Genomic DNA, 14,849 nt, shown 5'->3' with positions numbered 1-14,849 from the left:
ATCATTTATGCCACTGCCACGGCTTTCTTCTCTTCAACTTTAGCGAGTAGCCAATCGCACCATTCCTGTATTCCTTCGCCGTTCAGACTGGAGATTGTAATGACTTCAATATCGGGGTTAATGTCTCGGGCGTCCTGAGTTACAGCTTCTACCGAGAAAGGTAAATATTGGAGGATGTCTGATTTAGAAACAAGCATTAACTCACTTGTCAAAAACATTCTTGGGTATTTTTTGGGTTTATCATCGCCTTCGGTACAGGCCAGTAATGTGACACGAAAATCTTCACCAAGGTCAAAAGCTGCAGGACAAACCAGGTTGCCTACATTTTCAATGAATAATAGGTCAAGACCTTTAATATCAATATAATCCAGAGCCTGATAGACCATTTGAGCCTCAATGTGGCACATACCTCCGGTTACTATTTGAAGGCTTTCTATTCCGGCTTCTCTGATGCGTACAGCATCGCGTTCTGTTTCACAGTCCCCGACCAGCACAGCCATTTTCAGCTTATCTTTTAATATTTTGCCGGTCTCCTGCATCAGCGTTGTTTTGCCACTGCCCGGTGAGGAGCAGACATTAATGACAAGTGTGTTACCTAATTTATCTTTAATAGCCTTGGCGACAAAGTCATTAGCCTTCAGCAAATGCATTGTGGTATTATCACACTGTACTGAGCCCGTGGGCATCTGGTTTGATTTTGCTTTAACTCCCATATCTTTTTATTCTGTAAAATCTACTTTTGAAATCAATAACTCGTCACCCTGAATGACATTTCTACTGGGTTTTCCGCAGGAACAAACAAACTTATACTGAATTACTTCCGTCTCTTTATGGCAATCATCACAGTAAATCTTTACAGGCACCACATTCACTTCAAGAGAGGTGTGACGGTACTTAGGCTGGTCTTCCAAAACAGCTTCAAAAGCATTTTGCATTAAAATAGGCTGCACATTGGATAAAATACCAGCTTTCAGGTGAATTGTTTTTATTCTGTCGAAGTCATCAGGAAATTCAGCTTCAAGAGTATTGAAAATGTTTCTGACCAGCGAAATCTCGTGCATTCAATTAAATCTGTTAACCTAAAAGTAGGGCTATTTTCAAGCGGAACAAACTTAAAACGTCGTTTTAGAAATAATTTTCTAAAACATATTTTCGGCCAGAGTTTCTATTTTTGAAAGATGTCTTTCTGCGTCAGCAAGAAGTCTCTCTTCACTGGTCAATTGTTTTATTTCTTTAGCGTAATGGGTCATTTCTTCAAATAAAATTCTCTCGTCGTCCTCGTTTTCATTTCCGACATACCAGGAAGCTTCGAGAAAGTTCATGAGAGTGAGAGCCCTTTCAGTAGGATATTCTTCGGCAGTTCTGATAGCCAGAGCTTTCCGATAGTATTCCAAAGCTTTTTTAAAATTATCAGATTGAACAGCCTCAGGGTATTTTGTGAAAGCATTACCGTAGCTGTTACAGATCATGGCGTACTCGTACGGGTGTGTTTGAGGAGTAAAAAAGCTAAGGGACTGATTAAATGAACTAATTGATACAGCAGCCCAAATACTCTTTTTTTTAACATCGGACGGAATCTCAGAGTATATTACACCAAGGTGATGTTGTATTTCATTATAAACCTCGGGTGTGCTGGTTTCCGTGAAAATCTTGAGGGCTTCCTGATAGGCTTCCATTGCCGGCTTATAAAACTGTGGATTACCATTTTGAGCCCAGGTGTAAAGCAGTACCCCTTTTCGATATTGAGCATTTGCTGTCAATTCAGGAACGTCTTCATTCTCAAAAGTAGAAATGGCCTTATTGATATAACCGAGAGACTCACTAAAGTTTTCAGATATATTACTGATATAAGAAGCATCAACAAGCCTGAGGGCTAACTGAATCTGGTCACCACTGCTTTCAAAGTATTGTATGGTTTGGGCGAGCTTGTTTTCAAGTTCCTTAAGTAAAATTTCATCGTATGGTACTGTTAGTTTATTGAGTAGAATACCACATTCCAGGTTAAGGAATTCCATTTCTGCATTCTCAGGTAACTCTATCTCTCTTAACTCTTTGACCAGATGATGAGCTTTTACATTTTCGCCGGAGTCAAGAAGAAATTCGGCTAAATACTTTCCAGTGAAAGCTCGTAAAAGCTCATTTGGAGCCGCGTCCATCGCTTTTTGATACTGGTTTATAACCTGATAAGCATTGATGAAAAAAGGGGTTTCGCCGTAATGTGATATAACCGCATGATTATGGAATGCAATATATTCAGGTTTTTGACCTTCGACTTCGTCCGGATTGATGCCAATGCCATGCTGAAGCCTGTTTAGAATATCAATCTGTTTCAAAAGCCCGACTGAATTCTGAGCATATTGATAGGCTTTTTTGAAGTTTTGAAGTCTTGTAAAAACAAGAGAGAGAAAATTGTTTTGGTCTAGATCAATATCCTGATTGAATAGAAAAGGGGGGACGTCATTTGTCCAGACAGGTTGTACCAGAATTTTTTCATTCTCAATAAGGAGGTTTCCCTGCAGGGTTGTTAGTTCAACGACCTCGTTAAGTCGGTCTTCAGTCTTAATGTATGAGTTAAGACGCTCGTGCAATTGTGCCGGAGCTGAAATTGATATTTTCTTCATTTAATAAAGTTCTATTTCAATGAAACCTGTTTTTTTTAAATCATAGGTCAGACCGCGATCCTCGTCATTGATCTCATGATCTATGATTAAATCTCTTATAAACAGAGATTTGTCACCTTGGAGATTTTTTAGTTTCAGATTTGACCATTTGGTTTCATGCATTTTCTTGAAGAAAGTTTTTGATGCCGGGGCAATCAGAAAGCTTTTTCTTTCAGGATAATAGACATGATTGACCTGGTCTTCTTCAGAGAAAACGTCTTTGATAAGTTTATGATCAAAAATAAGATGTCCTGATTTGAGCTGAATCATTCGATGGTTTGCAATAACTCCTCCTTAATTAGTTTAATAACTTTTTCGCCTGCCTCTTTGACTTCCGCAGATAGTTCAATTTCAAGACGTGTATTGTCTACAGAGATGAGATAGACCACAATATCTTCAGGGTAAGCATCTTGTAGGATTTTTTTTGCATAGGAAAGTGCCTGATCCCATTTTAAACTGTGGAGAAAAACCATAGGGTCATCCTGAATCGAAGCATTTATTTCAGAAGCTGGTAATTTGTAGATCGTTCCGGGTTTCTCACCGCTGTTTATTACAGCATCTACAATGATAATTTTATTGTGGTTTTTTAGATTGAAAAGTACTTCAAAGGCCGAGGTACCCATATCAAAAAAAGTCACCCGTTCGTCTGATATTTCCTGGGTAAGCCGGTCAATAACATAGCAGCCTATACCATCATCACTTCTACAGGGGTTACCAAAACCCATTATTGCTGTTTTACTCATGTTTTGGTCAAAATTAAAAAGGTTGAAAAGCTCCAGTAATGTACCAAAAACCTTTCAACCTTTAAACACGACAGAAGCTCAGTCTTAAAGTTTAAACTTTGTAAGTTCTTTACCGTCTTTGCCGTCATGGGCGTGCACGGTACAAACCAGGCAGGAGTCAAAAGAACGAGCGACCAAACCTACCTCTACAGGATCATGCGGATCCTCAATTTCGGTACCTTCCAGAGCCGCCTCAATAGGTCCCGGATTGCCGGCCTCATCGTTTGGCCCTACATTCCAGGTGGTAGGGGCCATAACCTGATAGTTTTCAATAACACCATTCTTAATTTCGATCCAGTGAGCAAGAGCTCCGCGAGCTGCCTCCGTACAGCCGAAGCCTTTGCCATCTCTCTCTTCAGGTTTGATATAAAACTCACCATTAAGATCAATCTGGCTTAGCCAGTCATTGATATTCACATACAATCTGGCAGCTTCATGTAATCGAGCCAAACTGCGGGTAAACACGCTTGGACCAAACTTATCCATAACGTCAAGGAAAAGAGGGTCCTGATATTGGTGGGCGGCATTAGCCGGATTCCCCGCCATGATAACTCTGGCTAATGGACCTACTTCTGCCGGGCTGTTGGCGTATCTTGGAGCTTTAGACCAACTATATTTTTCGTTAAAGTTGGTATCAATCAAATTCTGAGAGGGAAGAGGGCTTGGTAATGGTTCATCCCATGGGTGTGCGGCCGGTACATCATCGTACCAGGAGTGTTTCACATGCTCCTGAATGTTCATGTGATTAAACTCATGGAAACTTCCATCCCAGAAACCAGACGGAGAAATTACGGCATGATTTCGGGTTTCAATTTTTGGCTTATTCCATAAATCTTTGTGTATGTATGTTCCGTAGGCCAGGAATTTACCAACTCCCTGTCCGAACTTATGTAAGCCAAACTCCTGTCCGGCTCTTAAAAAGAGTCCCAGGTCAGAATTTCTATGACTTTCATTTTCTTCGACCCAGGCCATTAATTGATCCCAGGACTTTATTTCCAGGTATCTTTCAATGCTACATCCCAGAAAAGTAGTCTCAAGCCAGTCCTTTCTGAATTGATTCATAATGGAGTGAGCTCTGGTAATGTCCTTAAGTGTAGGAGCACACATAACCCCACCAGGCACCATATAACTGGAATGTGGCCATTGACCACCAAATAAGGCATATACCTGAACAGGCAGAGCCGAGGCTGTCACACCTGACTGAAATGAGGTGCCGACATAAGCCGCCCATCTTTTCACTACCTCTGAGTACAAGGGTTTGTTCGCAAACTTTTTGTTGGCCAAATCAGTCGCAAAAATGGCATAAAACCATCTTGGAATACTCTGAATAGTTTCTGTGGCCTGTCCCAAGGCTCTTAAGAGAAGGGCGTTGGGTGTTAGCGTGGTACCCCAGGCCGTATCTAAAGCCGAAGACGCACTGTATAAGTGTGAACCACCACAAATTCCACAAATACGGGGAGTCACAATCAGGCCTGATTGAGGATCTTTACCGGCCATAATTCTTTCAAAACCGCGAAACATGGCTGCCTGAGTATGAGCACGGGTCACTACACCGTCTTCCATGTAAACTTTGACGTCAAGGTCACCTTCCACACGACCGACCGGAGATATATTTAATTCTTTTGAAATTGCCATTTTATTAAGATGTCTTTCAGGGCAGAACCCTGAGATTAGGTTAAGTATGATTAAATAGAACTATCAGAGTGAGATTTTTCAACACCCAAAGCTACCTCGGCCGTATGCATGGTTTTTTCAAAACCAGCCCTCAGATAATAACCAAGCTTTGATTGTCCGGCAGGTACATCCTGAGGTAAGAAACCGAGATATTTTAGTGTTTTAAACACGCTTCCCTTTTGAAGGTCATGATGAGGGAAACCAGGTTCAGTACAACCTAAACAAGGGTGATTAGCTCTTGTTTTACTGCTCTGTCTGTTCCAGAGAATTCTGTTACAGCTCGCTCTGGTCATAGGCCCTCTGCAACCTACTTCATAGAATAAACAGCCATTTCCCCGTTTACCAAAGCCACCGTCAATCTTATTTGCAAAGTTCACAACATTCGTACAACCTGTTTGAACGAAGTCAGTAAAGAATGTGCTGGGTCTGTGGTATTCATCAATTTTAACATCACCGATTCTACCTGTGGCAATGGCAACAAGAATTTGAGTAATCCAATCAGGGTGTGCCGGGCATCCAGGAATATTTATGACCGGCAGGCCTCCTTTTGAAACATAATCAGCTCCTAAAAAACCGCCTTTTTTCTTTTTCAGGAACTGCATTCCGGTAGACTCCGAAGGGTTAGGCTCTACAGCAGGAATACCGCCCCAGGTAGCACAATCACCAATAGCCACCACATAACCACAAACTGCTGAAAGCTCTTTTATCCAGTCTTTCATTGGTCTCTCGGCGAAATAGTTCATTGTTCCTGTTCCATTCGGTCCCTCTATGATACTCCCTTCATAAACAAGAATATCACAGGTGACTTTTCCTGAGACGATATCATGAAGTAAGTCTGAGACCTGATGGCCTATTTCAAGACCAATCGAAGGGTGCCATAGAATGTTAACACCGAAATCTGTAACCAAGTCGACCACTGTGGGCTCCTCAGCATTTAGGAATGACATGGTGTTTCCACTACAGGCACCACCTTGTAACCATAGGACATTTGCCATCTGAATCTGGGTTTAAGAGTTATGATTGTATTCTTCTTAGAACAAATATAACCCAATATGGTTGATTAGAAATTATTTTCTAAAAAAAATTAGAAAAAATATTCTAAATATTTTCAGATAGACCTGCTTCTGATTAATCGTAGATCTCAGGAAAGCTGATTTTAGAGAATTCGCCTTTTCCTTGTGTAGTAAGATAAGGCTGAATATTATTCCAAAGGGTTTCCTTATATCGGGAAGCGGTAACTACCTTCTTCATGATTTCCTGCTGAGGTATCCAAAACAAGATTTGCATGAGCAGCGTTTGTGAAAGATTATCGTAGACCTTCGGTTCTGCCGCAATCAGATCACCTTTTTTAACATGAAAATCTAAACGTTTACGGATCTGAATACACAGCTTATTAATTAGTACCTGCCATTTCTCCTGTACTTCAGGAAAAGGGTGTTCGTTAGTAAATAAATCAGCGATGTAAAATCTGTAATCATTAAAAAACTCAAAGAATTGTGAAACCTGAAGGTCAAAATCAAGCAAATGAGGATTCTTAAGGTAATTTTGAAGAATGTGCTCATATTTTGAAAACATCTCTTCATAGACTGTTAAAACAATCTGCTCCTTAGTTTTAAAATGATAGGCTAAATTACCAACACTGATTCCGATATGATCTGCGATTTGTTGCAGCCTTACATTGGCTAAGCCGTGCTCATTGAAAAGTTTGAGCGAGGCCAGAATAATTTTGTCTTTGGTTTTCTGCATGTAAAACTAGTTTTCAGACAGGTTCAAATCTTCAATTCTGATGCAAAGGGTTCCCCTTTGATCTTTGGCCGCCAGTCGTCTCATAAGGCTGGCCGTGAGTGTCGCTCGTTTTTTATCTGGGGAGCTTACAATTGATCTTTTAATAAATCGAAGCGGATTATTTGACAAAGCAAAAAGCAACTGGATATCCCACATCCCTTGTACCAGACTTAAATTTTCGACAACAGCAGTATCAGAAAGCCACAAGTCGTCAAAGTAAATATTAAAATCTGTGATGTTACCTCTGCTTTCAGTAAAGTGCATTTCATTCAGACTTTCGAGGAGTTCGTCGTACAACTTAGGATCGATATGAAAAGAAGGCCGCACAAGAAGTTTTGTTCATAATTTAAGAAACAAAAATTAGAAAAATATTTCTAAACATCAAGTAGTCACCAATTTAAATTACCTTTCCGGAGCAATTGGAAATATTCTTTTTCGCCAACATCTGTAAAATGTGGAATTAGAACAAACCAGGCTTCTTTAACAAAATCTGCTTCACTATAATCCATAAGGCCAAGAAGACGGGCCTTATAAAAACTTAATTCAAGCTGTTTCCAGTAGCTATCTGATAGCATTTTTGCATCCATATCATGGGATAGCGTTTTAAATGCTCCTCTGGCGACGTTGAAAGTAATCATTAATCTGATCTGTTCCCTAAACCAAAAAGCATGGTTCCTGTATATGGGCTTGAGCAAGGGGTATGAACGAAGAATCTCCAAGGTGTCGGTGTAAAAGAAGGAGTATTCTCTCTGAATCGTATATGTACTTTTAAGATGTTCGTTGATGTTTTCAAATATCGGGACTATTCGAAGCTCTGCCAGTAGTTCATTTTGCTTTTTTTGGATCTGAGATAACAGATGCTCCATAATGGCATCTTTATTTTTAAAGTGATAGGCCAGGTTACCCACACTCATCTCAGACTCGTCAGCGATATGCTGCAAACGTACGTTGATGAAACCGAATTTATTAAATAGAAAGAGGCTTTTAGAAACTATTTTCTCTTTTGTATTCATAGCTAAAGGTTAAATCCAGGCCTTTGTAAGAGCAAATTTGATAATGATTTGTATAAAAGAGTACTACAATTTGTACCTCAAATGTACTAAGTCAAGAGGTGCGGGTAGTCTCTTACCAAATAGCGTCCACCGCATAAAAAATCATCACCCCGCAAAGCACCAGCTTCATGGCAATTCCCGCCGCAAAGCCTGCAAAGCTACCGATGGCGGCCTTTAAGGCATTTTGCTTATCGCCCATGAGGTATTCGCCCAACAAAGCACCCAGAAATGCCCCGATAAAGATGCCGAAGGGACCGAAGAACATACCGATGATTAAACCGGCCGTGGAGCCTCGCATGCCGGCTTTGGTACCACCGAATTTCTTGGTGCCCCAGATAGGAACATAATAATCAAGGAGGGTAATGATAACGGTAGCCGCTCCAAGGCCGAAAAGAAGGTCTTGGCTGAAATCAGCATATTTAGAGTAGTGCAGGGCGATAATTCCGGCAAAGCTCAATGGAGGGCCGGGTAGAGGTAAAACAGAGCCTGCCAGTCCTATAATCAGGCAAATGATTGATATGACAAGCAGGGCTATATCCATTTCTTAAACCAAAGCTGGAACAGGAAGTCTGCGTTCCTCCAGCATATTTTCAATTTCTCCTATCGCCTTATTGAGTGTATCGGCATTTGGAAGGAATACAACACGGAAGTGAGATTTGTCGAAAGTATTGAAACCGGAACCCGGTACTACCAGAACGTGATGTTCGGTGAGTAAATCTAAAGTGAATTGCTCATCACTTTCAATATTGAATTTCTTTAAATCAATTTTCGGGAATACATACATGGAGCCTTTTGGCTTGACGCATGTAATCCCTGGAATATCGGTCAATTTGTAATGCACAAGATCACGCTGTTTTCTTAACCGACCTTCTTCACCAACTAAATCATCAATACTCTGGTAACCACCAAGAGCCGTTTGAATAGCGTACTGGGTAGGTACATTGGCACACAAACGCATGCTGGCCAGAAGGTTTAGTCCTTCAAGGTAACTTTTAGCCTTTTCTTTGGCTCCGCTGGCAATCACCCAGCCCCCTCTGAAACCTGTTGCACGATAGTTTTTTGAGAGTCCTCCAAAAGTCATAAAAAAGACATCTTCCCTTAAAGAAGCCGTAGGTGTATGCTTGTGCCCATCATATAAAATTTTGTCATAAATTTCATCTGAGAAGACCATCAGGTTATTGTCAGCTGCGAGCTTAACAATTTGTTCCAGAACATCTTTCTCATAAACAGCCCCTGTTGGATTGTTTGGATTGATTAGTACAATTCCCTTTGTTCTTGAGGTGATCTTCCTGGCAATATCATTTACATCCGGATTCCAGTCAGACTCTTCGTCACAGATATAATGAACCGGTGTTCCACCTGAAAGACCAACTGCTGTCGTCCACAAAGGATAATCTGGAGAAGGAATAAGGATTTCATCGCCCGGGTTCAGAAGAGCCTGCATGGTCATGACGATCAACTCGCTGACGCCATTACCGATAAAGATATCTTCAATTCTGACATCCTTAATACCTACTTGTTGTGTGTAATGCATTATGGCTTTGCGAGCCGAAAAAATTCCCAAATGATGGCAATAACCTTGTGCATTTCTAAGATTGAGAATCATGTCTTCCATGATTTCATCGGGTACATCAAAGCCGAAAGGAGCCGGATTACCAATGTTGAGATTGATGATTTTATGACCTTGAGCTTCGAGTTGTTGAGCTTTGTCAAAGATCGGTCCTCGTATAGCGTATGACAGCCTGTTCAGGCGTTCGCTTTTCAGATAATTCATTTCCTGTTATGATTTCCTTTCCAGAAAACGATCAACGTTTTCCTTTATTCTGGCGTAAATATCCGTATTATTTGCCGGAACAAAGGCCTCTCCGGTTACTTTTTCATAGAGCTCAATATATCTCTGACTAATTTCTTCACATTTTTCAGGAGTCATTTCCGGTACTTTTTGACCGTCTTTTCCCTGAAATCCATTCTCAATAAGCCATTCTCTTACAAATTCTTTTGACAATTGCTTCTGAGGTAAATTTTTCTGCTGATTTTCAGCGTAAACATCTTGGTAGAAGTATCTTGAGGAATCGGGCGTATGAATTTCATCGATTAACATAATTTGTCTATCCTTCTCCCCGAATTCGTATTTAGTGTCTACCAGAATCAACCCTTGTTTAGCCGCTATTTCAGTTCCTCTTTGAAAAAGAGCCAGCGTAAGTCGCTCCAGTTCTTCGTATTTTCCCCTTTCCACAAGTCCTTTTGCGATAATTTCTTCTCTTGAGATATCTTCATCATGGCCTTCTTTAGCTTTGGTCGTTGGAGTGATGATAGGCTGAGGCAGTTTATCATTTTCTTTTAAACCTTCTGGTAAACTGACACCGCAAAGCTCCCGACCACCATCGCGATAGGTTCTCCACGCATGACCGGCTAAATAACCTCTCACCACCATTTCCACCGGGAAAGTCTCACATTTATGACCATAGGAAGCGTTTGGATCCGGCACTGCCAGTAGCCAGTTAGGAACAATATCTTCAGTAGCCTTTAGAAATTTTTCTGCTATTTGATTTAAAACCTGCCCTTTACAAGGAATGGCCTCGGGCAAAATAACATCGAAAGCAGATATGCGGTCAGACGCGATCATGAGTAGTTCCTCACCGAAATCAAAAACATCTCTTACTTTACCTTTATAATGGCCCTGCTGGCCTTTAAAAACAAATTCTGAATCTTTTAGTACGTTCATTTATTTACCATTTTCCGTAATCTACACTATCTGTTTTTGCGGCCTTCAGCTGCAAAATATTTTCAAATTCACCAGCTCTCATAGCGTCAAGCAACTGCATGGCCTGAGCCAGATCAATCTCCGGAGGGTTTGAATTTTGAAGTTCGTTGTCTCCTTGCTTTTGGTTATCAATTGTACCTCCGGTGTTTTCCGGTCTGTTTTGAGGACTGGAACCCGATGGAGGTGGAGAAGACTGCGAATTCTTATACACTTTTGAGAGAAACTCAAAATTATGTTTTGCAAAGGTATTATTGTTTTCAATCTCAATAGCCCTTTTGAGCGTGTTTATTGCTTTGAGTGTGTCTCCTTCTTTTGCTAGATAGAGACTTTCCTGATTCATAGCCAGAGAAACTATTTGAGGGTTTTGAAATCTTTTTAGTCTTGTTATTTGCTGCTCAAAAAGCTCATTTTCGTTTTCTTCTAAAAGGCAGTGGCTGATTTTCAATCGTGTTTCAGGAAAAATCCGAATGGTACTGTCTGACTTAAACCTTTCTATGGCTGTTTTACAGTCATTCTGCTCTATCAATTCCAATATGGCAGCATTCCAGTTGGACTTTTCACTCTGGTCTGCCGGCCATTGCATTGCAATAAAAAAGCGGATGATATAGAGAATAAAGGGAAGCAATCAGATTTCGAATTGTTTTATTTTAACCAAAGCATCCAGAGCTGCCAAAACTAAGGCGATTAGCAGGAAGTTGGTGTATTTGTTATTCAAAACAAGAATTTTTCTCACGTCAATAACCTGTTGACCAATACTGCTGATACGTTGCGAAATTTCAGGGAAAGGCTTGCTCTCATTGTCCAAAAAGAAAACCTGTGTTACAGAGGCTGCCATTTCTTGTAGATTCGACTTGTTTAGCTTTGAAAGTGCCTGTACCCCGCTTTCGTCCGTAATTATTTCACCATTCCGGGTTAATAATCCCCCCGTTTCGGTACCTACACCGAGATAGAAGATATTTCCCTGGTATTTCTTCAAACTATCTTTCAGCGACGAATTAACATAACCAAAGTCTTCCCCATCTGTGATCAGAATGGCCACTTTTGATCGGTCTTCGTCTTTATTGCTTTCAAATTTCTGGCTTATTTTTTCTAGTGCAGCCGTCAAATTCGTACCCTGATCGGGCATAATACCCGGTCTGAGATTATTGATATAATCTTTAACAAGACCATGATCATAGGTCAAAGGCACCAGCCAGTATGCTTCGGAACTAAAAACCAACAAGCCAAAACGGTTACCTGAAAGTCCGTCAATGAATTGATTCAGCCCGAGTTTAACCATATCCAACCTGCTAGGGCTTACATCCGTGGCATCCATTGATTTTGAAAGGTCAATCGCCAAAATAATGTCTTTGGCCGTGCTTTTAGTCTCAGTTTCCACGTTCCCAAAACTTGGTCCAAGCAGAGCGGTTATAAAAAGGCCGAAATAAGTGACTCTTAAAAATAGCTTAAGAAAGCGGAGCCTTGAGGCCCTACCAATCGATGTTGTCGCCCGCTGTACATTCCAGAGGTACCAAATATATAGGATGAGAAAAACAAGCACAAAAGCTATCTCATACCCCGAAATGGATTTGGCCCAGTTCATTTTTCTATAATGAAATCAAATTTGCCATTAGTCTGTAGGCTCCCGGTACACCGGCTGGTAATTCTCTAAAGAAAGAAAGACCAGTGAAAATGTAATTTCCTTTGCCGTACGGAGCATAAAGTAAGCTTCCCAGTTTTTCATCTTCGCCTGTGTCATTCATGCCAAAAACAGGCTTAAACTGTTCTCCCCATTTTTCAGCGAAATATAGCCCGCGTTCCTGAACCCATCCTTCAAAATCCTCACTGGTGATTTTGTTAGGTTTGTTCAGAATTGGGCTCGCAGGGTCAATAAATCGTACTTCTGCATCTTCCTGGCTAACTCTGTCGCGTCCTATTTCAAGCGGGTAAGGAGCAATGCTGTTTTGCCAATCAGCCCAGCGACCTCTGGTCTGATACTGACAAATAAGATTTCCGCCTTCCTCAATAAACTTCATGAGCTTATCGTGATAGAAATGGAGCCAATCTTTCGTGTTGTAGGCTCTAACACCTATCAAGATGGCATCGAAACCTTTTAACGATTTATTAAGATCATCTTCAGAAAGCAGAGTCACCTGATAGCCCATCTGCTCCAAAGCCGTAGGTACTTCGTCGCCAGCTCCCATGATATAACCTACTTTTTTGCCTTTCTTTTTGAGGTCAAGTTTCAAAGCGGAAATATCGGCCATTGGGAAAGTAGTTATTTCAGGAACATGTTGATATTGGATAGAATGCAATGATCTGTCATAAGTTTTTCCATCAACTTCAGCTTCAATCGTGATAATACCTTTAGAACCCTCTTTTGAAGGAACAATATTAAAACTCAGGATTTGCTCATCGTACTTTTTCTCAAGACTAACATTTTGAAAATTAGGGAAATAGGTCCAGCCTTCGGGTACTTTTAGACTAACACGACCATTTACCTTGTCAGAACCGGCTTTTGCTGTTACAAGAATCTCCTGAGGGGTCATGCTGCTGAAAACCAGGGAATTCAGGTTAGATGTTACTGTGATTTCAGGCCTTATTTCCAGCGGACGGTATATTTCTCCGAAACTAGGCTCAACATATTTGTATTTGATATCAAAATGCTGTGTAAAGGTTTGTCCCTCAATGTCAAATGTCACCTTGGCCACTACCGGATCAGGCGAATGAGGTAGGTTTCTCAAAGACTCATCGCTGAGAGTATAATATCCCAGTGGGTGTTTTTCTTTGAGCCAGTATGGTTGAGTAATATCAAAATCTGTCGGCAATAAAACGGCCACCGGCAGGCTGACACTTTTATTAGTTTCCAATTCAGCTTTTTCATTTAAGCGGAAAGAAGGATTTTCTAGGTTTACTTCTTTAACCGAGGCACTCAATGTACCCCGATTTGTTATCTCAACAGAGGCTTTAAGGCTATCTCCCGGGGTGTAAGCAAAATCATCGGCTATCACCTCAACGTGTATACCAGCAAAGTCAGGAATAAGCTCATCCAATTCTTTTTTCTTGTTTTCAACCAAAGTCTCGGAAGGTAGGCTTTCGAGGAATTTTCTCAATTGCAAAAGGGCTAAAACAGAGTTTTCGGGCATAGTGGCGTCAAATTCACGGATGATATCGTTGATATAGGTCTCAACAATTTCCCCACCTTTGATTCTGCTCCAGGTGGTATTAATTCCGTCAAAAAGCCCTTCTTTAGCCGGTTCGCCTTTGGTATGTCTTAATACTTCCATTCGTTCCCCTCTGAAAAGACGGGCTCCAAACCCCTGGCTTTTATGCATACTTCTGGCTGATGAACCGATTTCCCCGTAAGAGGCACCCAAGTAAGGGTTGTATCCTCCGATATCAACAGTTATAAACTCGCTGTCATCATCAGGGGGAGTATTGGTAAAGCCTCGGTTGTAAAAATTCCAAACCAGTCTTTTGGCTTGCCAGGTGCCGGTTTCAGCCACTTGCTCAGGGAAAATCGTAGGATCCGCGGCAGCATCAAATGCTTTTTCAGCCAGTAAGGAAGATGCGGAGTGATGTCCATGGCCAGCTCTCTCATCCGGCGGAAAACGTGTGATCATCACGTCGGGTTTGAATTTTCTGATACGGTAAACCAAATCAGAGAATACCTTTTCCTCATTCCATGTGGCTAAAGCTTCTTCCGTCGATTTACAATACCCGAAGTCATTAGCCCGGGTAAAATATTGTTCACCTCCATCGATACTTCTTGCTCCTAAAAGTTCATTGGTACGAAGTAACCCGGCAAATTCATTTTTTTCTGTTCCCAGAAGATTTTGACCGCCATCACCTCTTGTCATGGCGATGTAGGCAGTTCGGACTTTCTTTTCATTAGCCAGCCATGTAATCATCAGGGTGTTCTCGTCGTCAGGGTGGGCGGCAATGTACATTGCAGAACCCACAACTTTGAGCTTTTCAAGACCTTGCAAAAGGTCCCCGGTTCCGTGAGGTTTGTATTGAGAAAAGGAGGCTGTCCAGCAAAGAAAAAATAAAGTGCTCAGGGTGACTTTTTTCATGTGTTAAGTTTACTGTTTTTCTCAATCGTCACATGCGACCATTAATGTTATTCAAAATCATTTCCGCTTAAAAAGAA

16 protein-coding genes are annotated in these 14,849 nt (G+C 41.1%); all 16 read right to left on the bottom strand.

The features are described from left to right. Window positions 1-5: 5 nt before the first annotated feature. The 16 genes from hypB to AFM12_RS03840 all read right to left on the bottom strand — a co-directional run bounded on the left by hypB (window position 6) and on the right by AFM12_RS03840 (window position 14,772). Window positions 6-713, bottom strand: coding sequence for a hydrogenase nickel incorporation protein HypB (gene hypB, locus AFM12_RS03915; RefSeq protein WP_055144100.1), 708 nt, complete (start codon window positions 711-713; stop codon window positions 6-8). 6 nt (window positions 714-719) lie between these two features. Then, complete coding sequence (locus AFM12_RS03910) at window positions 720-1,061, bottom strand: hydrogenase maturation nickel metallochaperone HypA/HybF (RefSeq protein ID WP_055144097.1); 342 nt, start codon at window positions 1,059-1,061, stop codon at window positions 720-722. Between the two features lie 78 nt (window positions 1,062-1,139). Continuing rightward, window positions 1,140-2,621 carry a hypothetical protein gene (locus tag AFM12_RS03905; RefSeq protein ID WP_229308453.1) on the bottom strand — a complete coding sequence of 494 codons (1,482 nt, stop codon included), beginning with the start codon at window positions 2,619-2,621 and terminating at the stop codon, window positions 1,140-1,142. Then, the gene (locus AFM12_RS03900) at window positions 2,622-2,930 is read right to left on the bottom strand and encodes a hypothetical protein (protein ID WP_055144095.1); all 309 of its coding nucleotides are present in this window, start codon (window positions 2,928-2,930) and stop codon (window positions 2,622-2,624) included. Beyond that, complete coding sequence (locus AFM12_RS03895; protein WP_055144093.1) at window positions 2,927-3,403, bottom strand: hydrogenase maturation protease; 477 nt, start codon at window positions 3,401-3,403, stop codon at window positions 2,927-2,929. The genes AFM12_RS03900 and AFM12_RS03895 overlap by 4 nt, the downstream gene beginning before the upstream one ends. A gap of 84 nt (window positions 3,404-3,487) precedes the next feature. Beyond that, window positions 3,488-5,077, bottom strand: coding sequence for a nickel-dependent hydrogenase large subunit (locus AFM12_RS03890; RefSeq protein WP_055144091.1), 1,590 nt, complete (start codon window positions 5,075-5,077; stop codon window positions 3,488-3,490). Window positions 5,078-5,127: 50 nt separating this feature from the next. Continuing rightward, a complete protein-coding gene (locus AFM12_RS03885; protein WP_055144089.1) occupies window positions 5,128-6,111 on the bottom strand; it encodes an NADH-quinone oxidoreductase subunit B family protein in 984 nt (327 codons plus the stop codon). Window positions 6,112-6,244: 133 nt separating this feature from the next. After that, the gene (locus AFM12_RS03880) at window positions 6,245-6,862 is read right to left on the bottom strand and encodes a TetR/AcrR family transcriptional regulator (protein WP_055144087.1); all 618 of its coding nucleotides are present in this window, start codon (window positions 6,860-6,862) and stop codon (window positions 6,245-6,247) included. 6 nt (window positions 6,863-6,868) lie between these two features. Beyond that, window positions 6,869-7,228 carry a hypothetical protein gene (locus AFM12_RS03875; protein ID WP_055144085.1) on the bottom strand — a complete coding sequence of 120 codons (360 nt, stop codon included), beginning with the start codon at window positions 7,226-7,228 and terminating at the stop codon, window positions 6,869-6,871. Between the two features lie 62 nt (window positions 7,229-7,290). Beyond that, window positions 7,291-7,914 (bottom strand): TetR/AcrR family transcriptional regulator, encoded by a 624-nt coding sequence (locus AFM12_RS03870; protein WP_055144083.1) that lies wholly within the window; start codon window positions 7,912-7,914, stop codon window positions 7,291-7,293. A gap of 112 nt (window positions 7,915-8,026) precedes the next feature. Beyond that, window positions 8,027-8,494: a DUF456 domain-containing protein gene (locus AFM12_RS03865; protein WP_055144081.1), complete on the bottom strand. Its 468-nt coding sequence runs from the start codon at window positions 8,492-8,494 to the stop codon at window positions 8,027-8,029. Window positions 8,495-8,497: 3 nt separating this feature from the next. Continuing rightward, window positions 8,498-9,727: a pyridoxal phosphate-dependent aminotransferase gene (locus AFM12_RS03860; protein WP_055144079.1), complete on the bottom strand. Its 1,230-nt coding sequence runs from the start codon at window positions 9,725-9,727 to the stop codon at window positions 8,498-8,500. A 6-nt stretch (window positions 9,728-9,733) separates the two neighbouring features. Continuing rightward, complete coding sequence (locus AFM12_RS03855) at window positions 9,734-10,678, bottom strand: phosphoribosylaminoimidazolesuccinocarboxamide synthase (protein WP_055144077.1); 945 nt, start codon at window positions 10,676-10,678, stop codon at window positions 9,734-9,736. A gap of 4 nt (window positions 10,679-10,682) precedes the next feature. Then, window positions 10,683-11,342 (bottom strand): hypothetical protein, encoded by a 660-nt coding sequence (locus AFM12_RS03850; RefSeq protein ID WP_055144075.1) that lies wholly within the window; start codon window positions 11,340-11,342, stop codon window positions 10,683-10,685. Then, a complete protein-coding gene (locus tag AFM12_RS03845) occupies window positions 11,343-12,299 on the bottom strand; it encodes a vWA domain-containing protein (RefSeq protein WP_055144073.1) in 957 nt (318 codons plus the stop codon). Window positions 12,300-12,303: 4 nt separating this feature from the next. Further along, window positions 12,304-14,772, bottom strand: coding sequence for a PIG-L family deacetylase (locus AFM12_RS03840; protein WP_055144071.1), 2,469 nt, complete (start codon window positions 14,770-14,772; stop codon window positions 12,304-12,306). Between the last annotated feature and the right edge of the window lie 77 nt (window positions 14,773-14,849).

The organism is Jiulongibacter sediminis (genome assembly GCF_001306455.1).
Classification (GTDB): domain Bacteria; phylum Bacteroidota; class Bacteroidia; order Cytophagales; family Spirosomataceae; genus Jiulongibacter; species Jiulongibacter sediminis.
The sequence above is the reverse complement of the archived record's forward strand: the minus strand, read 5'-3'. Positions and strand labels throughout refer to the sequence as shown.